At 60.1% G+C, this 23,148-nt stretch carries 22 protein-coding genes; 14 read left to right on the top strand and 8 right to left on the bottom strand.

The window, feature by feature from the left end; translation table 11 throughout:
* Positions 1-16: 16 nt before the first annotated feature.
* A complete protein-coding gene (locus P8X48_03055; GenBank protein MEJ2106295.1) occupies positions 17-355 on the top strand; it encodes a P-II family nitrogen regulator in 339 nt (112 codons plus the stop codon).
* Between the two features lie 8 nt (positions 356-363).
* Here P8X48_03055 and P8X48_03050 read toward each other — a convergent pair whose 3' ends face one another.
* Positions 364-1,128, bottom strand: a complete 765-nt coding sequence (locus P8X48_03050; GenBank protein MEJ2106294.1) for an outer membrane protein assembly factor BamD — start codon at positions 1,126-1,128, stop codon at positions 364-366.
* An 82-nt stretch (positions 1,129-1,210) separates the two neighbouring features.
* Between P8X48_03050 and rluD the strand changes: the two genes are divergently transcribed.
* The 5 genes from rluD to def all read left to right on the top strand — a co-directional run bounded on the left by rluD (position 1,211) and on the right by def (position 5,061).
* A complete protein-coding gene (gene rluD / locus P8X48_03045; GenBank protein MEJ2106293.1) occupies positions 1,211-2,200 on the top strand; it encodes a 23S rRNA pseudouridine(1911/1915/1917) synthase RluD in 990 nt (329 codons plus the stop codon).
* Positions 2,197-2,952 (top strand): peptidoglycan editing factor PgeF, encoded by a 756-nt coding sequence (pgeF, locus tag P8X48_03040; GenBank protein ID MEJ2106292.1) that lies wholly within the window; start codon positions 2,197-2,199, stop codon positions 2,950-2,952. Before rluD ends, pgeF begins: the two co-directional genes overlap by 4 nt.
* Before the next feature lie 37 nt (positions 2,953-2,989).
* Entirely contained in the window at positions 2,990-3,946 is a 957-nt protein-coding gene (locus P8X48_03035) for a ZIP family metal transporter (GenBank protein MEJ2106291.1), read from the top strand.
* Positions 3,947-4,018: 72 nt separating this feature from the next.
* A complete protein-coding gene (locus P8X48_03030) occupies positions 4,019-4,540 on the top strand; it encodes an ACT domain-containing protein (protein MEJ2106290.1) in 522 nt (173 codons plus the stop codon).
* Positions 4,541-4,545: 5 nt separating this feature from the next.
* Positions 4,546-5,061: a peptide deformylase gene (gene def, locus P8X48_03025; GenBank protein MEJ2106289.1), complete on the top strand. Its 516-nt coding sequence runs from the start codon at positions 4,546-4,548 to the stop codon at positions 5,059-5,061.
* On the opposite strand, the gene P8X48_03020 is transcribed toward def, so the two are convergent.
* The 6 genes from P8X48_03020 to egtC form a co-directional block, all read right to left on the bottom strand.
* The gene (locus P8X48_03020; protein ID MEJ2106288.1) at positions 5,052-5,564 is read right to left on the bottom strand and encodes a hypothetical protein; all 513 of its coding nucleotides are present in this window, start codon (positions 5,562-5,564) and stop codon (positions 5,052-5,054) included. The two genes, def and P8X48_03020, sit on opposite strands and share 10 nt — an antisense overlap.
* Positions 5,565-5,605: 41 nt before the next feature.
* Entirely contained in the window at positions 5,606-6,448 is an 843-nt protein-coding gene (gene nadC / locus P8X48_03015; GenBank protein ID MEJ2106287.1) for a carboxylating nicotinate-nucleotide diphosphorylase, read from the bottom strand.
* Between the two features lie 89 nt (positions 6,449-6,537).
* Positions 6,538-7,962, bottom strand: coding sequence for a sodium:alanine symporter family protein (locus tag P8X48_03010; GenBank protein ID MEJ2106286.1), 1,425 nt, complete (start codon positions 7,960-7,962; stop codon positions 6,538-6,540).
* Positions 7,963-8,005: 43 nt separating this feature from the next.
* The gene (gene nhaD / locus P8X48_03005) at positions 8,006-9,478 is read right to left on the bottom strand and encodes a sodium:proton antiporter NhaD (GenBank protein MEJ2106285.1); all 1,473 of its coding nucleotides are present in this window, start codon (positions 9,476-9,478) and stop codon (positions 8,006-8,008) included.
* Between the two features lie 120 nt (positions 9,479-9,598).
* Positions 9,599-10,759 carry an SUMF1/EgtB/PvdO family nonheme iron enzyme gene (locus tag P8X48_03000; GenBank protein ID MEJ2106284.1) on the bottom strand — a complete coding sequence of 387 codons (1,161 nt, stop codon included), beginning with the start codon at positions 10,757-10,759 and terminating at the stop codon, positions 9,599-9,601.
* On the bottom strand, positions 10,756-11,532 hold the full coding sequence (gene egtC, locus P8X48_02995) for an ergothioneine biosynthesis protein EgtC (protein MEJ2106283.1): 777 nt from the start codon (positions 11,530-11,532) through the stop codon (positions 10,756-10,758). Before egtC ends, P8X48_03000 begins: the two co-directional genes overlap by 4 nt.
* Positions 11,533-11,762: 230 nt before the next feature.
* On the opposite strand from egtC, the gene egtD reads away from it, so the two are divergent.
* The 8 genes from egtD (at position 11,763) to P8X48_02955 (ending at position 22,269) form a co-directional block, all read left to right on the top strand.
* Positions 11,763-12,803 (top strand): L-histidine N(alpha)-methyltransferase, encoded by a 1,041-nt coding sequence (gene egtD, locus P8X48_02990; protein MEJ2106282.1) that lies wholly within the window; start codon positions 11,763-11,765, stop codon positions 12,801-12,803.
* A gap of 93 nt (positions 12,804-12,896) precedes the next feature.
* Positions 12,897-13,244 carry a metalloregulator ArsR/SmtB family transcription factor gene (locus tag P8X48_02985; GenBank protein MEJ2106281.1) on the top strand — a complete coding sequence of 116 codons (348 nt, stop codon included), beginning with the start codon at positions 12,897-12,899 and terminating at the stop codon, positions 13,242-13,244.
* A gap of 54 nt (positions 13,245-13,298) precedes the next feature.
* On the top strand, positions 13,299-14,630 hold the full coding sequence (locus tag P8X48_02980) for an MFS transporter (protein ID MEJ2106280.1): 1,332 nt from the start codon (positions 13,299-13,301) through the stop codon (positions 14,628-14,630).
* Positions 14,631-14,706: 76 nt separating this feature from the next.
* A complete protein-coding gene (locus P8X48_02975) occupies positions 14,707-16,194 on the top strand; it encodes an FMN-binding glutamate synthase family protein (protein ID MEJ2106279.1) in 1,488 nt (495 codons plus the stop codon).
* Positions 16,195-16,288: 94 nt separating this feature from the next.
* A complete protein-coding gene (gene clpB, locus P8X48_02970) occupies positions 16,289-18,868 on the top strand; it encodes an ATP-dependent chaperone ClpB (GenBank protein ID MEJ2106278.1) in 2,580 nt (859 codons plus the stop codon).
* A 36-nt stretch (positions 18,869-18,904) separates the two neighbouring features.
* On the top strand, positions 18,905-20,395 hold the full coding sequence (locus P8X48_02965) for a DegQ family serine endoprotease (protein ID MEJ2106277.1): 1,491 nt from the start codon (positions 18,905-18,907) through the stop codon (positions 20,393-20,395).
* A gap of 53 nt (positions 20,396-20,448) precedes the next feature.
* Entirely contained in the window at positions 20,449-21,117 is a 669-nt protein-coding gene (locus P8X48_02960; GenBank protein MEJ2106276.1) for a DUF1614 domain-containing protein, read from the top strand.
* A gap of 75 nt (positions 21,118-21,192) precedes the next feature.
* Complete coding sequence (locus P8X48_02955) at positions 21,193-22,269, top strand: AI-2E family transporter (GenBank protein MEJ2106275.1); 1,077 nt, start codon at positions 21,193-21,195, stop codon at positions 22,267-22,269.
* On the opposite strand, the gene P8X48_02950 is transcribed toward P8X48_02955, so the two are convergent.
* Positions 22,266-23,138 carry an alpha/beta hydrolase gene (locus P8X48_02950; GenBank protein ID MEJ2106274.1) on the bottom strand — a complete coding sequence of 291 codons (873 nt, stop codon included), beginning with the start codon at positions 23,136-23,138 and terminating at the stop codon, positions 22,266-22,268. The genes P8X48_02955 and P8X48_02950 overlap by 4 nt on opposite strands.
* Positions 23,139-23,148 lie beyond the last annotated feature (10 nt).

The following is a 23,148-nucleotide window of genomic DNA, read 5'->3' as shown; positions in this document are numbered from 1 at the left end:
GAATCGAGGGCATAAAATGAAAAAGATCGAGGCCATCATCAAACCATTCAAGCTGGACGACGTGCGTGAAGCACTGTCCGAAGCCGGCATCACGGGCCTGACGACTACCGAGGTGAAGGGCTTCGGGCGGCAGAAGGGCCACACCGAGCTCTACCGCGGGGCGGAGTATGTCGTGGATTTTCTCCCCAAGGTCAAGATCGAACTGGTTGTGGACGACAAGATCGTCGATGCCTGTATCGACGCCATCATGAACGCGGCGCGGACGGGAAAGATCGGCGATGGCAAGATCTTCGTCACCAATGTCGAAGATGTGATTCGCATCCGTACCGGCGAGAAAGGCCCGGACGCGATCTAGGCCGGAAATCAGCCCTTGGCGTCGCTGTGCGGTTTCTTTGACGCCGGGAGCATTGCCTGAACCTGCTTCAGGTACTTGCTTTTCGGAAAGTTGAGTTTCAGGACCCGGGCAGAGTCCTCTGCCAGCTTTGGCATCCCCATTTGAAGATAGGCCATGGACTGCAGTCCGAGCGCATCTTCGGCGGCCGGGGTGGCCTGGTAGTGATCGAGCACGTACTTGCAGCGATTCACCGTCGCCACGTACGCCTTGCGTGCATAGTAGTGGCGCGCCACATTGATCTCTGATTTGGCCATCAGGTTGTGCAGGTACGTAATGCGCAGGCTTGCATCGGGGGCATCGCGCATGGATTGCGGATCCCGGTCGGAGTAGTCTTTTTCACCGATCAACGAGTCCAGGCTGCCGTGCTTGATATTGAAACTCACCAATCCCTTGAGATAGTAGGCGTAATCCACGAACGGGTGGGTCGGGTGCAGTCGAATAAACCGCTCGGCGGCAGCAATGGCCAGGGTCGGTTCGCCGGCTCGATAGTAGGCGTAGGCAGACTCCAGCTGTGCTTGCGCCGCATATTTGCCAAATGGATAGCGCGCCTCCAGCTTTTCGAGATAGCCGGCTGCGATTTCGAAATCGTTTTGATGCAGAGAGTTTGTAGCTTCCTGGTACAGCTTTTCGGCCGACCACTTGGCGGTTTCGTCCTTTGGTTTGGTCACGGAGGCACAGCCACCCAGGGTGGTTGCCACGACAATGGTAACGAAAAGAAACAGAGCAGGGCGCATGCCGTTCGCGGGGTCGACGTGGTGAAAATTCGGCGCAAAGCTTACCCTGATTTCGCGGTGCAGTGAAGCCGGATCCGGAAACATGAGCGGAACCCCGTCGGAGCGTATTGATTTCTGTTTTTGTGACCAACCGGAGGTCATGCGGCTGGACCAGTGCCTGGCGCAGGTGCTCCCGCACGTCTCCCGTGCCCGAATCCAGCAATGGATCCGCGAGGGCCGGGTGCGGGTGAACGAGGCTACACCGCGCCCGCGGGATCCCGTGCTTGGGGGAGAGACCGTGGTGGTGGACGTACCACCGGCGGAGTCGGGTGAGTGGCAGGCCCAGGAGATACCACTCGAAATCTGTTTTGAAGACCAGGACCTCCTGGTACTCAACAAGCCTCCGGACATTGTTGTTCACCCCGGGGCGGGCAACCCGGATCAAACCCTGTTGAATGCGCTGTTGCATCATTCGCCCGAGCTCGCTGTCTTGCCCCGCGCGGGGATTGTGCATCGGCTGGACAAGGAGACATCCGGCCTGATGGTGGTCGCGCGCAATGAGGCCGCGCGGCTCGACCTGATCGAGCAGTTGTCGCAACGCAGTCTGAAGCGCGAGTACCTGGCGGTCGTGACCGGCCGCCTGATTTCCGGCGGGACCGTGGAGGAACCCATTGGCAGGAACCCGAGGGACCGAACCCGCATGGCCGTAGTCCCGGGTGGCAAGCCGGCGATTACTCATTATCGTATTGAACGGCGATTCCGCCAGCATACCCTGGTACGAGTGCGGCTTGAGACCGGGCGCACCCACCAGATCCGCGTGCATATGGCCTACGTGGGGTTTGCGGTCTTCGGTGACCCCGTCTATGGCGGGCGCCTTCGAATTCCGCCGGACAGCAGCCTCGATTTCGCGCAGACCCTCAGGGGCTTTCATCGACAGGCCCTGCATGCAACGCGCCTTGGCCTGATTCATCCGCGTACCGGACAGGAGATGGAATGGGAAGCGGGCCCGCCCGATGATATGCGCCAATTGATTGAAGCCCTGGAGGAAGACGCGCGCGCACACCCGAATGCGGACGGAGGAGCGGCGGAATGAAGAGCATGACTCAACCGGAATACATTCTGCCAGACTGGCCCGCGCCGGCGAACGTGCACGCGTACACGACTACCCGGGTCGGGGGTGTGAGTCTTCCGCCGTGGGATCGCTTTAACCTTGCCGATCACGTCGGCGACGATCCCGAACACGTAGCGAGCAATCGCGCGCGCTTGCGCGAAACCCTTTCCTTGCCTGGCGAGCCGGTGTGGTTGCGCCAGGTTCACGGGCGGAACGTGCGCCAGGCTGTCGACGGTCCGGGGGAGGCTGACGCTTCGTACGCGGATCGTCCAGGCGTGGTGTGTGCGGTTCTGACCGCGGATTGTCTTCCCGTGCTGCTGTGCGACCGCGAAGGCGGCGCAGTTGCCGCCGTTCATGCGGGCTGGCGTGGCCTGGTTGCGGGAGTTGTGGAAGCGGCGGTCGCCTGTTTCGCGGCCGGGCCCGATTCGCTGCTGGTCTGGCTGGGACCTGCCATCGGACCGGCCGCATTCGAAGTCGGTCCCGAGGTGCGAAACCGGTTCCTGCAAGCCGACGAGGGTGCGTCCGGGGCCTTCGTGGAGGGGGAAGGGGACCGCTGGTATGCCGATCTCTATGTACTTGCCCGGCGAAGGCTGGCACGTGCCGGGGTGCAGGCGGTCTACGGTGGCGGTCATTGCACGTTTACCGAGCAGGAGCGGTTCTATTCGTTCCGGCGCGATGGGGAGACCGGGCGCATGGCATCACTGATCTGGATCGATGAGACGGGCTCGAATTGAGGTATGATGCCGCAGCCCTGAAACTGCGGATGCACCAATGAATACGCTACTGTTGTGGATTCTCGCCTTCTCCCTGCTCGGAGGTCTTCTGAGCGTAGTGGCGGCGTCCGCATGTCTGGTGGTTTCCGAGACCGTGCGCGAACGCACCTTGCCCGCATTGGTGAGTATCGCCATCGGGGCCTTGTTGGGGGCGGCGTTCCTGGGCCTGATCCCGCACGCAATCGAGACCATCGGGACCCAGAATGCCCACAGGTTTGGCGCGACACTGCTGGGCGGGATTCTGGTTTTCTTCGTTCTGGAAAAACTGGTTTTGTGGCGGCACTGCCACGCCGATGATTGTGAGGCCCATGTTCCGGACATCGGTCACGCGCGCAATGTCGCCGCCGCGAATCTGATTTTGATCGGTGACGCTGTTCATAACACCATGGATGGGGTGCTGATCGCTGCCGCATTCATGACAGACATCCATCTTGGTATCGTCACGGCTCTTGCGGTGACGGCCCATGAGATTCCCCAGGAAGTCGGCGACTTTGCGTTGCTGTTGAACGGTGGATACTCGCGCGCCCGGGCATTCCTGTTTAATGGTTTGTCGTCGGTGACGACCCTGATCGGCGCCCTGGCGGCCTATTACTTCCTTGCGGTCACCACGAGCCTGATCCCGTACGTGCTGGCGATTGCGGCTTCCAGTTTCATCTATATCGCTGTCGCCGACCTGATTCCCGGCCTGCATCACCGGACCGAATTCCGGGTTTCAGTTCAACAGCTATTGCTGATTCTCGTCGGCGGTTACTCACCGGCTGCTGCACTAGTTCCGCGTCCCGGCGCGCCCTCTGTTGCTCGCGAATACGGTTGTTGGCCGAGCCACGAAGGTTGTGGAGCAGAAAGGCCGCAGGGAGAATACCGAGGACCACGAATGTGCCGACCATCGCCAATACATTGGGCCACAGGCCGATGGCCAGCAGTAGGGAAAAGTAGAGCCAGACGATTGCAATGACGAACATGGCGGAATCATAACGGGTCCGGTCCCGGATACACAGGGGACCCAACAAGGTAAGGAGCGGAATCCATGGCAGATTGGTACATGCTTGCGGTGGTCGGAAAGGACCGGCCGGGGATCGTCGCGCGGCTGAGCCGCGCCCTGGCGGATGCGGACTGGAATCTGGGTGAGGCCTCCATGGCCCGGCTCAGTGGCAACTTCACCATCATGATGATGGTGCAGGGAGAATCTGGCGAGACCGGCCTGAAGGCAGTCGTGGAGCCCGTAGCCGAATCCCTGGATCTCCACCTGCATATCGACCGCATCGAATCGGTACCCCATTCCCACCCCGAACCCAATGTCCAGGTTCGCGTCTACAGCGCGGATCGTACGGGCATCGTGGCGGATGTAACCGGGGCGCTCGCGGAAGCGGGATTTCACATTCTTGATCTCGACTCGGATGTGGGCGGGACGGATACGGAGCCCGTCTACATCATGATTCTGGACGGCTTTGTGGAAGGCGGTGCGGAAACCCTGGAGCCGGCGGTTGCGAGCCTCCGCGCCAGCGGAATCACGCTCGGCATGGAATCCACCGACACCTTGCTTGGCTGAGTACCGTGGCTGTATTACAGGTTCTGGTGTACCCGGATGAGCGCCTGTTACAGGTATCCAAACCTGTGGATACCTTTGATGCGACGCTCGCTGACTTCCTTGGAGACCTCGAAGAGACCATGGACGCGGGTCCGCCGAGCGTGGGAATTGCCGCGCCCCAGGTTGCATACTTTCAGCGCATCGTGCTCGTCGATGTCTCATCCATGCTGCAGGCGCGGCCGAAGCTGAAGAGTTCGAATCACGGACGTATGGTACTCATCAATCCGGAAATCGTGGAGCGTTCCGGTGAAGTCATCGGACGGGAAGGGTGCCTGTCGGTACCGGACTACACCGGGAATGTGGCCCGGGCGCAGAGCATTCGGCTGCAGGCTCGTGGACCCGATGGTTCGCAGATCGAGCTGTCGTGCGAGGGATTCGAGGCACGCGCGATACAGCATGAAATCGATCATCTGGACGGAAAGCTGTTTCTGGATCGCGTCATGAGTTCGCGAGAACTGTTCCGCCGCAAGACCTACAAGTAGGTGTAGCCCAGACCCTCAAGACGTTTTTCCTCATCGGGACCATAGGGCACGATGTCGATCCAGGATGGCACGTCCTGGTCACGCATGTGCAACTCTCTCATCTTGGTCCGACAAAGCTTGATGGCAATGATGTGCTCCGCGTTTAGGCGTTTGGCCTTGTCGACAATGTGACGATACTTGCCGTAGTTCTTCTTGTTGAAGATCTCGATCTCTGGTCCATGCAGAACCAGAGCGATGCCGCTCTGGCTCTTGTCGATATCGATCCTGTGTGAAAGGGTTTCCGCGCGCGTAAGCATGGAATCGATTTCCTTCGCGCTGTGCAGGGTAACCCGGAACATGAAATGGTGTCCGTGTTGCGGCGCGGGCCGTTCGGGGCCTGCCGACTCGTCTACGGTTGGAAGTGGTGCGGGTTCGGCGGCCAGGCCGATGGAATCGAATGTCCCTGCGAGCAGGAACAAGACAAGCCCGAAGACGGGAAACCCGGCTTTGTATACGGTTCTCATGGTGCCATTATTTTAACACAGCAGGAGCAACGGCCATGCGCCTAGTCAAAGCGCATGGACAGATCGATCGCGTGCACGTGCTTGGTCAGTTCGCCGACGGAAATGTAGTCCACACCGGTCTCGGCGATTTGGCGGACGTTGTCGAGGGAGACGCCACCAGATGCCTCCAGTTCCGCACGCCCGCCGTTCTGCTTTACCGCCTGCCGCAACTCGGCCACGCTGAAGTTGTCCAGCAACACACGACGTGCCCCGGCATCCAGAGCCTCCTGGAGCTGTTCCAGGTTTTCCACTTCGATCTCGATCAGTGTTCCTTTGGGGCCAATGCCTTGCGCCTGTTCCAGTGCCGCGGTCACTGACCCGGCGGCACGGATGTGATTGTCCTTGATGAGGATGGCGTCGAACAAACCGATGCGATGATTCCGGGCGCCACCGCTACGAACGGCATACTTCTGCGCCTGACGCAGTCCGGGCAGTGTCTTGCGCGTATCCAGAACCGCGGCACCGGTTCCGGCTACGGCAGAACTGTAGCGGTGGGAGATGGTGGCGGTTCCGGAAAGCAGTTGCAGAAAGTTCAGTGCGGCGCGCTCGCCGGTTAGCAGCGCCCGCGCATTTCCCTCGAGCGTGCATAGCACGGTGCCCGCGGCAAGCAGGTCTCCATCGTCGACCTTCCACTCAATGCGGAGCCCGGAGTCCAGTTGGTGAAAGCATTCATCGAACCAGGCGCGGCCGCAAACCACCATGTCCTCGCGCGTGACCACGTGGGCCACCGCATTTTCGGAGGCGGGAATCAGTTCGGCGGTCAGATCTCCCGAACCCACGTCCTCCTCCAGTGCGCGGCGCACATCGTCGGTGACGGTTTGGAGAGGTGCCGGTTTCTGTCCCATGAATTGTGTCCTTCCTGCGCGCGCCGATGTTGCCTGAAACATGAAACCCTGAAGCTTACACCAGGGCTAGTAATCCCATGTATCCGCGTTCAGGCGCTGGATGACGCGCGATGGGCGCTGAAGTACTGGTCATGCAGCCGTTTTACCAGACCCGCAAGAAGAATCAGGCTGAGAAGATTGGGGAGTGCCATGAGGATATTGGTGATGTCGGCGATATTCCAGACCAGCTTCAGTGGAACGGCGGCACCCACTGCGACCAGGATCATATAGACGATTCGGTAGCGTAACACCGCTTTCTCGCCGAACAGGAAATGGGCCGAGCGATCCCCATAGTAGGACCAGGAGATCATGGTCGAAAAGGCAAACAGCATCAGGCCGATGCCGACGACGATGGATCCGGTATGGTCCAGCGTTTTCCCAAAGGCGTATGCGGTCAGCGCCGCGCCCTCAAGCCCTGCGGGTCGGCCGGCGCCCCAGGCGCCGCTGACAACGATCACAAGCCCGGTCATGGAGCAGATCAACAGGGTGTCGATGAAGGGTTCCATCATTGCCACCAGACCCTCGCGCACGGGTTCGTTCGTTCGTGCGGCCGCGTGGGCCATGGGTGAGGAACCGAGGCCTGCCTCGTTCGAAAACAGACCGCGCGCCACGCCCCAGCGCATTGCCTCGCCAACCACCGCGCCGCCCACGGACCAGGGGTTGAGCGCGTAGTTGAAGATCGTGGCAACGGCCGCCGGAATCTCGCTCACATGGTTCCCAAGCACGATCAGCGCGCTTGCGATATAGAGAATGGCCATGAATGGAACCAGTGCGCTGGCGACGCGGGCGATTCGCTTCACGCCACCAATGATGACCAGGCCCACGAGTACGGCCATGCCCGAGCCCACGAGCCAGCCATACTGGGCATTGAACGCCTCCCGGGCCTGCTGCAGGGTCCCGGCATCGGTCTTCAGTAGTGGTGCGAAGACATAACCCAGGCCGTCGACTACGGAATTGGCCTGCACCATATTGCCGATGCCAAATGAGGCGATCAGTGCGAAGCTCGCAAACGCGATCGCGGTGCGCCGCATTTTCAGGCCATGCAGCAGGGTGTACATGGGCCCACCGGCGACGTGGCCGTCCGGATCCACTTCGCGGAACTTCAGGGAAAGGGTGCATTCCGTGAACTTGGTTGCCATGCCCAGAGCCGCGGTCACCCACATCCAGAACAGGGCTCCCGGTCCGCCCAGGGTGATCGCCGTGGCAACACCGGCGATGTTGCCGGTGCCAACGGTTGCCGACAGGGCAGTGGCCAGGGCCTGAAAATGGGAAACCTCGCCCACGTCCTCGGGGCGGCTGTAGCGCCCCTGGATCAGGTGAATCGAGTGGCGGAAACCACGCAGCTGTATGCCGCGCATGCGCCAGGTGAGATACAGACCGGTTCCCAAAAGGGCACCGAGAGTGACGTAGTTGCCCCACAGGAAATCGTCAACCTGCCCAAGGAGGGCGGTCAGGGAATGTATCGCATCGTTCATGCTTCCTCCCGGTTGTGATTCGATGCGTCGCGACGGTCTCTGTCTAGGGTACCGTGTGCAGGACCGTAGTATTGATCATGAAGTGTATCCAGATACTGCCCGCGTAGCCCAGCGCCACGGCCCAGCTCCAGCGCAGATGGGCGAAGAAGGTGTATACGCCACGGGCTTGGCCCATCAGCGCAACGCCCGCGGCAGACCCGATGGAGAGCAGGGAACCGCCCACCCCGGCGGTAAGCGTCACAAGCAGCCACTGGCCTACCGACATGTCCGGGTGCATGGTCAGGACGGCGAACATCACCGGAATATTGTCAACGATGGACGAGAGAATGCCGACGAGGATATTGGCCTCGGTGGCGCCGAGACCGACATACATGAAGTGGGACAGGTGCGCGAGATAGCCGATCAGACCCAGACCGCCGACGGAGAGTACAACCCCGTAGAAGAACATCAGCGTATCCCATTCGGCCCGTTTCATGCTGATGAATATGTCGAACGGCTTCACCGCCGGCTTGACCGGGAAGCGTTCCTGCAGCGCATCGAACTCGGGCCCCATGGCGAACGACATGGTGCGAAGTTCGTCACGACGAATGAAATAGCCGTAGACCTTCAAGAGACCCAGACCCGTCATCATTCCGATAAAGGGAGGCATGTCCAGGTAGTTGTGCATGGTGACGGTCATCGCAATCGTGAACAGGAATAGGCCGACGATCGTCATGCCGCCGCGTTTGATCCGGATTTCTTCCGCTACCGCCTCGGGTTTTCCCGATTGCACGGCGAAGGACATGATCAGTGCCGGGACGAACCAGTTCACGAAGGAGGGGATGAACAGGTCAAAGAACTGCCAGAAATGCACCACGCCTTTCTGCCAGACCATCAGGGTCGTGATATCGCCGAAGGGGCTGAACGCACCGCCGGCGTTGGCACCCACAACAATATTGATACAGGAAAGGGTTACGAAACGTTTGTTGTTACCGCCCACGGCCAGGGCAACGGCTCCCATAAGCAGGGCCGTAGTGAGGTTGTCGGCCACTGGTGAAATCAGGAATGCCATCAATCCGGTCAGCCAGAAGATGGTTCGCAAAGAGAATCCGCTGGACACCAGCCACGCGCGCAGGGCGCGGAAGACGCGCCGCTCTTCCATGGTGTTGATATAGGTCATGGCTGCAAGCAGGAACAGCAGCAGCTCGGCGTATTCCAGGAGGTTATGGCGCAGGGCTTCAGCCGCCTCCGCACTGCGACCTTCCAGGGTGTAGGCAATGGATACCAGCAACCAGATGAAGCCTGCCGCGACGATGACGGTTTTCGATTTTCGAAGATCCAGGAACTCCTCGTTGATAACGAAACCATAGGACACGACAAAGGCAATCAGGGAGAAAATGCCGAAGGGGCTTGCGGTCAGGTCCAGGCGTGAGCCGCCACCCATGACCACATCGGAGGCCATGGCAAGAATGGGTGACAGCAGAAGGACGACGATTGCCGCCTTGATCGCGGCGTGAAGGGATAGCCAGGGGCGCATTTGAGTTCTCATTTATTGTACGTGTTGTCGGGGCGGTGACGTCGCGTCGAATCCCGGTAACGCGTCTGGCCGAATTCAGCTCCCGGGCGGCCGAATCCTAACGCAGGCAAGAGCGCTTCGCTAGCGATCGTAGGCGAGACGCGCGCCCGCGAAAACATGACGCTTGTCGGGCAGGTAAAAATTACGGAAAGTCGCGCGCCGCAGTTTCGCGCCGGTGAACCGGCTTGCGCCGCGCAGGGAGCGATGTTTCCCGTCGAACCACGGCTGGGAATAGCCGTCGTAGGGGAAGGGCTGGAAGCCGGGGTAGGGATAGAAGGCATTCGCGCACCATTCCCATGCCCGACCGCTGCTGGCGAGGAAATCGGGAATCCGCTGGGCGGCGGTTTCCCATTCCACCTCGCACGGCAGGCGGGCATCGGCGTATCGCGCATAGGCTTCGGCCTCGTAGAACGCCAGGCCAGTCACCGAATCCGTGCCCTGTACGGGCTCCGGCCCGGAGGGCGCCATGCAACAGATGTCTTCAGGTCCGGTGCGGCACCAGGAATCCGGAAGCGTGCGTGCCGACTCGGTGCGCCAGTTCCAGCCTTCCACACTCCAGAACCGGCGGTCGGCGTAGCCTCCGTCAAGGATAAAGGCGAGATACTGTGCATTACTGACGGGTGCTGCCGCGATGGCGAATGCATCGACCTTTTGTCGATGTCGCGGTCGTTCGTTGTCGTACGCCAACGCGGAATCGTCACTGCCCAGCCAGATCTCCTGTGCAGAAAGCTCATGTACCCTTGTCGGTTCGCGATCGGGTGAGGGCATGGGAAACCCTTGCGGGTCATTTTGCTCCTTTGCACGCTGCTGAAGTACCTGGGATACGGTTTCTGCATGTTGCTGGTTGTGCTGCGCCAGAAACTGCACCAGGTAGTCATTCTGCAGCAGCGCATGAGCACTCCTTTGCGCCTGCAGCTCGGCGAGAAGATCCAGATGCTCCCTGTATAACCGGGATGCGAAGCACAGCACCTGTTCCGGATCACCGGCCCGGACCCCGCGTCGGGTCTTCGGACTCAGTTCCGGCCGATAAAGCGATTCCAGCGGTTCAGTGATTCGCCTGTCTCCCATCACGGTCTTGCGGATCCAGAATGCCTCCATGAAGGCCGTGTGGCCGAGATGCCACACCAGGGGACTCAGATCCGGGTGATACTGGCGGCTAAGATCGGTCGCAGGGATTCCGGAAACGAGGTCGAGAAGGCGAGACTGGCTGTCTTCCAGTTCTTTCAATGCAGAGCCGGTCATAGCGCTCGCACGACGATTCCCTTGTCACGATCCAGAAGCACCAGGCTGTGTTCCGGTACGGACTCCCATTGGTCCCGATCCGTGAGGGGTTCAGAGGCAACACACAAGGCACCTTCGAGATCGGCGACGCGATCACTGTAATACAGTGATGGACATTCCCCGTTAATGGCATGTCGCGTTGCAACGATGCGCGTGCCGTCAGTGATGATGAAATTGAGAAGCAGCCGTACATCAGCGGCCCACTGCGTTAGCAGATCGAAGAGTTGCATCATTCCCGATTCCAGGGATCGACCGTCAAGCAGTTGCTGGCGCAGCAGTGCGAACAGATATTCGGAGTCCGTGTTTCCGTGAATGGTCCGTTCGCATTCCGTGCAAAGTGCGTGGCGGATATGGTGACGCAGCGTTTCGCCGAACAGATCAATGTATCCGTTGTGCATGAAGAGCAGCGATGCACCGGCAAAGGGCTGGGTGTTGGCATGGGATACGTCGGTTCTACGGGTGGCGCTCCGGACATAGGCCAGCCACAAGCCAGATTCCAGGGCGCGTCCAAGGCCTGCGAGGTTTGGATCGGTCCAGATGGGCATGGGGTTGGTGTAGACCGACGGCGGATCTTCTGGTCCGGTAAACCAGCCGAATCCGAATCCGTCCGCGTTCAATCTCGCCTCCCGCATTTCCCGCGGCGCCCAGGATTGTTCCACCAGGCTGTGGGGCGGTTCGAGCAGGAATCTGTTGAGGGGCACCGAGGGCCCGAGATAGGCGGCGAGGCGGCACATGCTGCGACTATCGCGCAAATATTCCAGGCAGACAAGCAGGGCGGGTATCCGAAAAAACGACCGACAATCGGGAGAACCTGGGGTGTGCGCCGCGGTCCTACAATTGAATTACAGCACTGTGACAAGGGATACCGGGGATGTTCTTTCGTATTGTTTTGCCGTACGAGCGAATATTCGTTTTAATCCTTGCGCAAGAACAAACAGGGAATTGCACCCGAACGGAGAATTCGATGAAGACAGGAGCGAGCGAAGTCGCTGTGAGCCAGCGATTTCGGGTATCAAGATTCGGCGACGATGTTCCAGCCGCAAGTCTCGCCACAGACGTGAGAACGGGTTTGCGTGCAAACCCGAAGCGGATCCCGCCCAAGTACTTCTATGATGAGCGGGGTTCATACCTGTACGACCTCATTTGTGAAGTGCCCGAGTACTACCCCGCGAGAACGGAAACGGCACTGCTCGAGACATCGGCGCGCGCGATTGTCGAGGCGGCCCGCCCGGATACCATTATCGAACTGGGCAGCGGGACTTCGCGCAAGACCGAACATCTGCTGCAGGCCTGTTCCGAACTTGGACACCCCGTGCGGTACCAGCCGCTGGACGTGTGCGAAGAAGTGGTGCGGGAGGCGGGGGCGCGACTTCTGGACAACTTCGCGTGGTTGACCATCGACGGCCTGGTTGGCGATTACGGTCACGGGCTGGAGGTGTTGTCCTATGTCGCGGGCAAGCGTCTATTCGTATTCCTTGGCGGAACTCTGGGGAACCTGACGGACCTGGAGGCGCAAAGTTTTCTGCGGCAGGTGCGGCGGGCCATGGGACCGTCGGATCTGCTCCTGCTCGGCGTCGATCGAGTAAAGAATCACGAGGTTTTGAACGCGGCATACAACGACAAGCAGGGAGTGACCGCCGAGTTCAATCTGAATGTTCTGCAGGTCATCAATCGCGAGCTGGATGCGCGTTTCGACCCGGCGGCGTTTTGTCATCGCGCATGGTTCAATGAGGCCGAGTCCCAGATCGAGATGCATCTGGAGTCGCGGCGTGCACAATCGGTCCGCATCGACGGGCTGGACCTTGAGGTGGAGTTTGAACAGGGCGAGACCATTCGCACGGAGATCAGCCGAAAATTCACGGTGACCGCGCTGGAGCGACTGCTGGGGCTCGCGGGACTGGAAATACGGGAGCACTACGAACCGGACAATCGCTATTTTTCGCTGGTCCTGCTGGGACCCAGCAAAACATCCGCCGGGAAACTGGGCAAAATAAGTAAAGTATAAAATTCAAATATATTGACATTCAGGTCGACTCGGATAGGATGGGGGCTGTCGGTAGTACTGGAGCGGAGCTGTTTTGGTCCGTCGTTCGCTTCCATGAACAAGAATTTCGTCGAACATCTGTCGCCACAATGGGAGCGCAACACCGCGGTATTTTCGGCCCTCGGCGACGCGACCCGTCAGAAGATCCTGCTTCTGTTTGATCCCCACGAGGAGATTTGCGTAACCGACATTGCTGCTGTCTTTCGTCTCAGTCGTCCCGCCATTTCCCACCACCTCAAGGTGCTGCGCAACACGGGACTGCTCGTTTGCGAGAAGCGCGGCAAAGAGGTGTATTATCGGATCAACGAAAACGAGAACTCCGATATCCTGAATGTGGTCCTCAAAATCGCCGAGCGCGAGTCGCCCGCGCCGCACGAGAACAGCGAGGCGGTCTCCGGCTGAACCGGTGCCTACCGGGCACATCAACTTGTTGTCTTTCCATTCGCAGCCCCTCTCGTGACGTCCAAAGACACGCAGGGAGCCAGCATTGCCGGGGCGACGCAACTCGCGCCCCGCATCGAGATCTTCGCCTGGGCGATGTATGACTTCGCCAATTCCGGCTACACGACCATCGTCCTGACGGCAATTTTCAATGCCTACTTTGTCTCGGTAGTGGCCGCCGGTGTCGGCAACCACGGCCTGGCGACTCTGTACTGGACGCTGGCCATGGGTGTTGCCAACGGCATCGTCCTGTTGAGCGCCCCCGTCGTGGGAGCGATTGCGGATTTCGGCGCGCACAAGAAACGTTTTCTGGCCGCGACCACGATTGGCTGTGTCAGTTTTACCGCCTTGCTTGCACTGATTGGGCCGGGGGACGTGGCAAGCGGAATGATCTGTGTCATTCTGGCCACGATCATGTTTTCCGCGGGAGAGAATCTGATCGCCGCCTTCCTGCCGGAGATTGCGCCGCAGGAAGACATGGGTCGAATCTCCGGCTATGGCTGGTCTCTCGGGTACTTCGGCGGTCTGCTGGCCCTGGGTCTTTGCGTTGCCTATGTGCACTGGGCCGAGGGCCATGGCCAGGGGGCCGCACAGTATGTCCCGGTGACCATGCTCATTACTGCCGGCACCTTTGCGCTGGCATCTTTGCCTACCTTTATCTGGCTGCGCGAGCGCGCCGTTGGTCAAACCCTGCCCCGGGGGTATGGCTATATCGGCATCGGCTTTCATCGGGTGGCCTCCACCTGGCATCACGTGCGCCGGTACCGGGACCTGTTCCGGTTTCTGCTTACCGTCACGGTTTTCCATTGTGGAATCTATACGGTCATCGTGCTGGCGGCCGTCTATGCGCGCGAAGTGATGGGCTTCAGTACCCAGGAATCGTTGGTCATGATCATGGTGGTGAATGTCACCTCGGCCGTCGGCGCATTTCTGTTTGGCCGGGTTCAGGACCGGATCGGTTCGATTCGTACACTCATTCTGACCCTGCTGTTGTGGACCAGTGCGCTGGTGCTGGCCTACCTGAGCAGCGATCGTACCGGTTTCTGGGTCAGCGCCAATCTCATCGGCCTGGCGATGGGCTCCAGCCAGTCGGCCAGCCGGGCGCTGGTGGGGCAATTCTCGCCGCCGGACCGCTCGGGCGAATTCTTCGGTATGTGGGGCCTGGCGGTGAAGCTTGCGGCCATTGTCGGACCTGTATCCTACGGCGCAGTCACGGTGCTGTCCCGGGGAAACCATCGCCTGGCGATTCTCGTCACCGCCGCCTATTTCGTCATCGGCGCGGCGATGCTGACAACGGTCAATGAACGACGTGGCCGGGAGGCGGCACGGGAGCCGGCGGGCGATTGACCGAATAGTTGAAGGGAACCGAATAGCGATTTGTCCGTCTACAGAAACTATATAAAAAGACAAACGCAGGAAGATCATGGAAGTCAGCTCTCTCATCACGACCATCCATTGGGTAATCGTGATTCTCGGTTGGGTGGCCGGGGCGATCCTTGCCATCCTGTTTGTGATGTTCATTCGGGACGTAACCCAGACCGAGGACGCGGTTCGGCGCAATTTCCCGGTCATTGGACGCCTGCGCTATTTCATGGAAAGTCTGGGCGTGAACCTGCGCCAGTATCTGTTCGCCAATGATCGCGAGGAGATGCCCTTCAACCGCATGGCGCGGACTTGGGTCTACCGCACCGCCAAGGGTCTGGGTGGAATCATCGGCTTTGGGACCGGGGCAGACATGCGCGAGCCGGGATCCGTAATATTCATCAACTCGCCCTATCCCAAGCTGGAGGATGACTGCACGCCGTCGCCACCCATGGTCATCGGTCCCGGCTGCGACAAGCCATTTACCGCCAGGCGCATCGTCAACATTTCCGGAATGAGTTTCGGCGCGCTTTCCTCGGTGGCGGTGGAGGCCCTGTCGCGTGGCGCTGCCGCCGCGGGCGTGTGGATGAACACGGGTGAGGGTGGGCTGACCAGGTATCATCTCGAAGGGGACTGCGACCGCATCTTCCAGATCGGCACGGCAAAGTACGGGGTGCGCGACGAGAACGGGCGCCTGAGCGAGGCGCGTCTGCGCGAGGTGTCTCAGTATGTGAACGCCTTCGAGATCAAGCTGGCGCAGGGGGCCAAGCCCGGAAAAGGCGGGATCCTGCCGGCGGCCAAGGTGACCGAGGAGATTGCCGAGATTCGGGGCATTCCGGCGCACCATGCATCGCGCAGCCCCAATCGGCATGTGGAGATCGATTCACCGGACCACCTGTTGGACATGATCGCGCGCATACGCGACGTGACGGGACGCCCGGTGGGTTTCAAGACCGTGATTGCCGATGGAAGTTACCCGACCGCGTTGTGCGAGGCTGTCCACCGTCGCGGCGAAGACAGCGCACCAGACTTCATGACCGTGGACGGGGGTGATGGGGGATCGGGTGCTGCGCCGCAGGTCCTGGCGGACCACGTAGGTTTGCCCCTGAGCGAGGCGCTGCCCATCGCCGTCGATGTGCTCATCGCTGCCGGTTTGCGAGACCGGATTCGCGTAATCGCTTCGGGCAAGCTGGTCACTTCGGACCGGGCGGCCTGGGCCCTTTGCGTGGGCGCGGACTTCACCGTCAGCGCCCGTGGTTTCATGTTCGCCCTGGGCTGCATCCAGTCGCTTCAGTGCCACAAGGACACCTGTCCGACCGGGGTCGCCACCCACAATCCGCGCCTGCAGAAGGGCCTGGTACCCATGGACAAGGCCAAGCGAGTCGCAACCTATGCCATCGGCATCAACAATGACCTCGACGTGATCGCCCATTCCTGTGGTTTGACCAATGCACGGGAATTCACCCGCCGCCATGCGCGCATCGTACAAACCGCCGGTCGCAGCAGGCCCCTGATGGAACTCTATCCCTACCCCGAGGTAAGCGGCTGACACTGCCCGTGGCGGTGCATTTTGCTTGAAATCGCGGGGAATCCGCCCCACCTCAGTAGCAATACAAATCTTCCGGAAAAAGGGGCGAACAACCATGCGTATGGACCGACTGACCGCGAAATTCCAGCAGGCACTGGCCGATGCCCAAAGCCTCGCTGCCGGGCGCGACCATCAGTTCATCGAGCCGGTACACGTGATGGCGGCTCTGCTCGATCAGGACGGGGGCAGCACCCGCCATCTGCTCGCCGCCTCTGACATCAACGTCAACAGCCTGCGTTCCCATGTCGGCGAGGCCCTGGATCGCATGCCGGGCGTCGAGGGGGTCGGCGGGGAAATCCATGTTTCCAATAATCTCGGTTCGCTGCTCAATCTGTGCGACAAGTTTGCACAAAAGCGCGGCGACCAGTACATCTCCAGCGAGTTATTCATCCTGGCGGCGTTGGAAGACAAGGGCGAGCTGGGGCGTTTGCTCAAGGAAGCAGGCCTGTCCCGCGGTGCCATCGAGAAGGCCATTGATACGGTGCGAGGGGGGCAGACGGTTCAGGATCCCAATGCCGAGGACACGCGCCAGGCCTTGGAGAAATACACCATCGATCTCACCGAGCGGGCGGAGCAGGGAAAGCTCGACCCGGTGATTGGTCGCGACGACGAGATCCGTCGCGCGATTCAGGTTTTGCAACGTCGCACCAAGAACAATCCCGTGCTCATCGGTGAGCCGGGTGTGGGCAAGACCGCCATCGTGGAAGGTCTGGCACAGCGTATCGTCAATGGCGAGGTTCCGGAGGGTCTTCGAAACCGCCGCGTTCTGTCGCTGGACATGGGCGCACTCATCGCGGGCGCCAAGTTTCGCGGTGAATTCGAGGAGCGGCTGAAGGCGGTCCTGAACGATCTCGCCCGTCAGGAAGGACGCATCATTCTGTTCATCGACGAACTCCATACCATGGTCGGAGCCGGCAAGGCGGAAGGGGCCATGGATGCAGGCAATATGCTCAAGCCGGCCCTGGCGCGCGGCGAGCTCCACTGCATCGGCGCCACAACGTTGGACGAATATCGAAAGTATATTGAGAAGGATGCCGCTTTGGAGCGCCGCTTCCAGAAAGTGCTTGTGGACGAGCCAAGTGTCGAGGACACCATCGCCATCCTGCGTGGGCTGAAGGAAAAATACGAGGTTCATCACGGTGTCGACATCACGGATCCGGCCATTGTGGCCGCCGCAACGCTCTCCCATCGCTATATCACTGACCGTCAGCTGCCGGACAAGGCGATCGATCTCATCGACGAGGCCGCGTCGCGGATTCGCATGGAGATCGATTCCATGCCGGAGGAAATGGACAAACTTGACCGCCGCCTTATCCAGCTGAAGATTGAGCGTGAGGCCCTGAAGAAGGAATCGGACGAGGCGTCGAAGAAACGCCTCGACAACCTGGAGTCTGAAATCGATCGCCTGGGCCAGGAGTACGCCAATCTCGAGGAAGTGTGGAAATCCGAAAAGGCCGCGGTCCAGGGTACCCAGCATATAAAGGAAGAGATCGACCGCGCACGGGTGGAGCTGGAAACGGCTCGTCGCGCCGGTGACCTCGCGCGCATGTCCGAACTCCAGTATGGGCGAATTCCGGAGCTGGAGAAGCAGCTATCCGCGGCCAGCGATGCCGAGGGCAAGGATCTTACGCTGTTGCGCAACTCCGTTACCGAGAACGAGATTGCCGAGGTCGTCTCCCGGTGGACCGGCATTCCGGTATCCAAGATGATGGAAGGCGAGCGGGAGAAACTCCTGCGCATGGAGGATGAGTTGCATGCCCGTGTCGTCGGACAGGACGAGGCGATCAGCGCCGTCGCCAATGCGGTACGTCGTTCGCGGGCAGGACTGTCCGAACCGAATCGTCCCTATGGATCGTTTCTGTTTCTCGGTCCCACCGGTGTCGGCAAGACCGAGCTGACCAAGGCCCTGGCGGCATTCCTGTTCGACAGCGAAGAGGCCATGGTGCGCATCGATATGTCGGAATTCATGGAGCGTCACTCCGTCGCCCGGCTCATCGGCGCGCCGCCCGGCTATGTCGGCTACGAGGAGGGCGGCTATTTGACCGAGGCCGTGCGCCGCAAACCGTACTCGGTTGTGTTGCTCGACGAGGTCGAGAAGGCCCACCCTGACGTGTTCAATGTTCTTTTGCAGGTTCTGGACGACGGTCGCCTGACCGATGGCCAGGGTCGCACCGTGGATTTCCGTAACACCGTCATCGTCATGACTTCCAACCTCGGCTCCTCGGCGATCCAGGAGCTCGGAGGCGGGGAAGCGGGCTACGACCAGATGAAGGCCGCCGTAATGCAGGCAGTCACCGGACACTTCCGACCCGAGTTTGTCAACCGCATCGACGACATCGTAGTGTTCCACCCCTTGCAGAAGGATCAGGTGCGGCAGATCGCGGCGCTTCAGGTACAATCCCTGCGCAAGCGTCTGCGCGCACGCGACATGGATCTGGAACTTTCCGACGCTGCGCTGGACAAACTAGCAGAAGCGGGATTCGATCCGGTGTATGGTGCCCGGCCCCTGAAGCGGGCGATCCAGCAATCGATTGAGAACCCGCTGGCCCAGGAAATCCTTCGTGGCAAGTTCGTCGCCGGGGAAGTCGTGGTGGTAAACGTCAAGGACCAGCCGCATCGGAGCAGTCTGAAGTAGCCTAGTTGTGGACGGAATTTTAACCAGAGGAAATCCATGCCCATAGATCGCCGTTCGTTCAGAATCGGAATGCTGACCAGTGCACTTGTACTGCTCGGTGTATTCATCGGAGTTGCATTTACCATTCGGGCCGACCTTGTCACGCCGGCCAACAGCGATACGCAGGCCACTGCGGCGATGCAGTCACCCGTATCCGACGGACATGCGCCCAACTTCCCGGCAGTCGTCAAGCGCGTTATGCCCGCGGTCGTGAATATATCCACCACCCGTGTCGTGACCGGGGGCTCGCAGATATCTCCCCTGATGCAGGATCCGTTCTTCCGCCACTTCTTTGGCGATCAATTCCCCCAGGGACAGCAAAAACATCGTGAAAGCGCGTTGGGCTCCGGCGTCATCGTGGATTCGAACGGTTACATCATCACCAACAATCACGTGGTTGCGAAGGCCGATGAGATCAAGGTTCTGCTGGGCGACGGCCGCAAGTTCAAAGGCAAGGTCGTTGGTACCGATCCCAAGACCGACATCGCCGTAGTGAAGATCAAGGCCGACAATCTTCCCACGGTACCGTGGGGCGATTCGGACAAGATCGAGGTTGGCGGCTATGTGCTGGCCATCGGCAACCCGTTCGGACTCAATCAGACCGTGACCATGGGCATCATCAGTGCCAAGGGACGCGCGAATGTCGGAATCGCCGACTACGAGGACTTCATCCAGACTGACGCCGCCATCAATCCGGGTAACTCCGGTGGCGCCCTGGTCAATGCACGCGGCCAGCTCATCGGCATCAACACCGCAATTTTTTCCCGGTCCGGCGGATACATGGGTATCGGCTTCGCTGTGCCGAGCGACATGGCGCGCAGCGTCATGGACAGCCTGATCAAGAATGGAAAGGTCATTCGTGGTTGGCTGGGTGTATCCATTCAGGGAGTTACCCCGGAACTTGCGAAACAGTTCGGCGTGCCCAAGGCTGAGGGGGCCCTGGTCAGCGAGGTCATGGACGGTACGCCGGCGGCGAAGGCGGGAGTAAAGAGCGGGGACGTCATCGTCAAGTTTGATGGCAAGGATATCGACAACCCCACGACTCTTCGCAATGTCGTTGCTGCCACGAAAGTCGGGAAGACGGTGAAGATCAGGGTCATTCGCAATCACAAGACGCGAACGCTCAATGCCAGGATCGTGGAGCAGCCGAAGAATCTGGCCAAGGGTCCACAGGACGAATCCACCGGCGGTGGTGGCGAGGGGACCGCTCTGGCGGGCGTGGAGATCCGCAGCCTGACTCCGCAGATCGCCAACCAGCTAGGGATACCGTCTACGACCGCGGGTGTGGTCGTGACGCAGGTGGACGTAGGTACACCGGCCGAAGAAGCTGGCCTGCACGCGGGCGACGTCATCCTGGAAATCAACCAGGCGCGGGTTACGTCCGTCGAAGAATTCAAGCGACAGGCGCGCAGGCTCGGCAAGCACGGTTCTGCCGTTCTGCTGATCAACCGGCGCGGCAGTCAGCTGTTCCTTTCCATATCGCCCTGACGACCCAGTAGCCGGAGCCTCCTGCGCGGGGCTCCGGTTTCGGAGCCCGTTTCATGCGCTCTCCGTATTCGCCGTCGCAGCTATTCCTGTTCGTCGTTGTTCTGATCGGCTTGCTCGTGGTTGTACAGGTTGGCGCAATTACCATTGCGTTCGACAAGTTGGGCCTGTCGTCGAATTCCGCGTTCCTTCTGCTGTTCGCTTCCCTGTTCGGCAGCGCCATCAATTTGCCCCTTTTCCTGATTGATTCCCATGGAGCGCACCCGGAAACGGTGCCCAAGCTACCGTGGGGCATGCTTCGCCCGCCACGCCGCACATACGAAGGCAAGACCCTGGTTGCGGTCAATGTCGGTGGGGCCATCATTCCGCTGGTCTTTTCCATTTATCTCCTGGTCGTGAGTGATGTCGGCGTACTCGAGGCGCTCGCGGGTATTGCCGTGGTCACGGCGGTAAGCCGTTTCGCCAGCCGACCGATCAGCGGCTTCGGGATCGGCATGCCGATCTTTATCGCACCACTGACCGCGGCCCTGGTGGCGTTGTTGATCAATGCCGGCGAAAGCGCGCCTCTGGCCTATATCTCGGGAACCCTTGGCGTGCTCATCGGAGCCGATATCCTTCGCCTGGGCGACATCCGGCGTCTCGGAACCCCATTTGCTTCGGTGGGCGGGGCGGGAACGTTTGACGGAATCTTCATAACGGGTATCCTCGCCGTATTGCTGGCCTAGGAGGCCCGGAGCCACGCTATCCTTCAACCCGGTTCCGGTCGATGCCGCAGCCGAACGGAGCCCGGTTCAAGTACGATGATCAAGCTGCTGCAAGAGTTCTACCGTCGGCATTTTTCCGATCCCCAGGCCTTGTTGCTTGCCCTGCTGATCATTGGCGGGTTCGCCGTGGTCATCGTGACCGGAGCCATGTTGCTGCCGGTGTTCGCAGCCATCGTTGTGGCCTACCTGCTTGATGACGTGGTCGATATTCTGGAGCGCTATCACATATCGCGTTCGCGCTCGGTATGGCTGGTGTTCCTTGTCTTTCTCGCCGCGCTGTTGTTCATCATCTTTGGCCTGATCCCGCTGCTGTCAATTCAGATCAGCCATCTCGTGGGCGAACTGCCGAACATGCTGTCGCGCGGACAGGACGCCCTTGCCGCCCTGCCACAGAAATATTCGTTTATCTCCGAGGAACAGCTGGTTGATATCATGACGGCTGTTCGCAGACAGATTGGTGCATTCGGACAGAGCGCCCTGTCATTCTCGGTAGCCCGGATTCCCGGGGTCATTACCAGCATCGTTTACCTTATCCTGATGCCCCTGTTGGTGCTTTTCTTTCTCAAGGACAAGGCGCGGATTCTTGATTGGCTGCGACAGTATCTGCCGGACGACCGTCGGCTCATGCACGGGGTCTGGGTGGAGATGGATCGGCAGATAGGCAACTATGTGCGCGGCAAGTTCTGGGAAGTCCTGATCGTGGGTGTGGCCACGGCGGCAGTCTTCGTGGTCATGGGGATGAACTACGCCATCCTCCTGGGTGTACTCGTCGGCCTGTCGGTGCTGATTCCGTACATCGGTGCGGTGGTGGTCACCATCCCGGTTGTGATCATCGCCTACTTTCAATGGGACTGGACGGCACCGTTTTTCTATCTAATCCTTGCCTATTCAATCGTTCAGGCCCTGGACGGGGTGGTTCTGGTTCCCTTGCTTTTTTCCGAAGTGGTGAACCTGCATCCCATCGCGATTATCGTCGCGGTGCTCTTCTTCGGCGGACTTTGGGGATTCTGGGGTGTGTTCTTCTCGATTCCGCTGGCGAGTTTCGTGCAGGTGTTGCTCACTTCCTGGCCCCGGGTTGATGATTCCCAACACCCGGCCGAGGAAGGGACCTAGCCCTTACTCCGCTGTTTCAGGCACCACCCGTCGATCGCCTTGCGCGCCTCTTCCGGGCGTTCCGTCATCAGCCAGTGGTTGGCGTTGATACTCTGGATCTCAACTCCCGGGATGCGCCGGATCACGGCGAGATTGCGTTCCGGATCGCTTACGGTCGCACCGGCGGACAGCAGCACCAGCACGGGGATATCGATGTGTTCCAGTGATGGCAATTTGCGTGTGACCTCGATCATGTCCTGGATGTAGTTAGCGACCGGGAGGTAGGCCATGTCGATACTCGGTTTGGTATAAAGATCGGCGATGTCGGTCCCGGAGTCCCCCGCGAGTATCTTCCGCGTGTGCTCATCCAGTTCCCGCAGATCGCGTGGCGGAAAGGAACGCCGACGAAGACCCAGGGCATTCAGCAAACGGATGCCATAGACGATCAGTTGCAGGAACCAGCGCAGATTTCGCGCAAGGCGGAGCTTGCCGCTGAGATTCTGCGGTATCACCGGGTCGATCAGGATCATCGCCCGCACGCGTTCCGGAAACGTGTCGCGGAAATAGAGTGCGACGTGCGCGCCCAGGCTGTGTCCGATGATCACGACGCGGTCAAACTCTTCAGCGTCGAGGATCGCCCTCAGGTCTTCGCACCAGGATTCGATTCGAATGCCCCGGCGGGACATGGAACTGCCGTGGCCGCGCAGATCCATGCGCAACAGGTTCCACGACTCCTTCAGTGAGCTATGGCTGACGAATTCGGACCAGCGCGTAAGATTGCTCGCTGCCCCATGAATCATCACCAGCACATCACGCGCGCCGGAGTTGCGCCACAGCCGGTACCCAAGCGGGTCTTTGCCGGGACGCTCGAGGGTGCGTGTGATCTCCACGGGATGCAAG

It is taken from the genome of Acidiferrobacteraceae bacterium (assembly GCA_037388825.1).
Classification (GTDB): Bacteria; Pseudomonadota; Gammaproteobacteria; order Acidiferrobacterales; family JAJDNE01; genus JARRJV01.
This window is presented reverse-complemented; position numbering and strand designations above follow the sequence as displayed.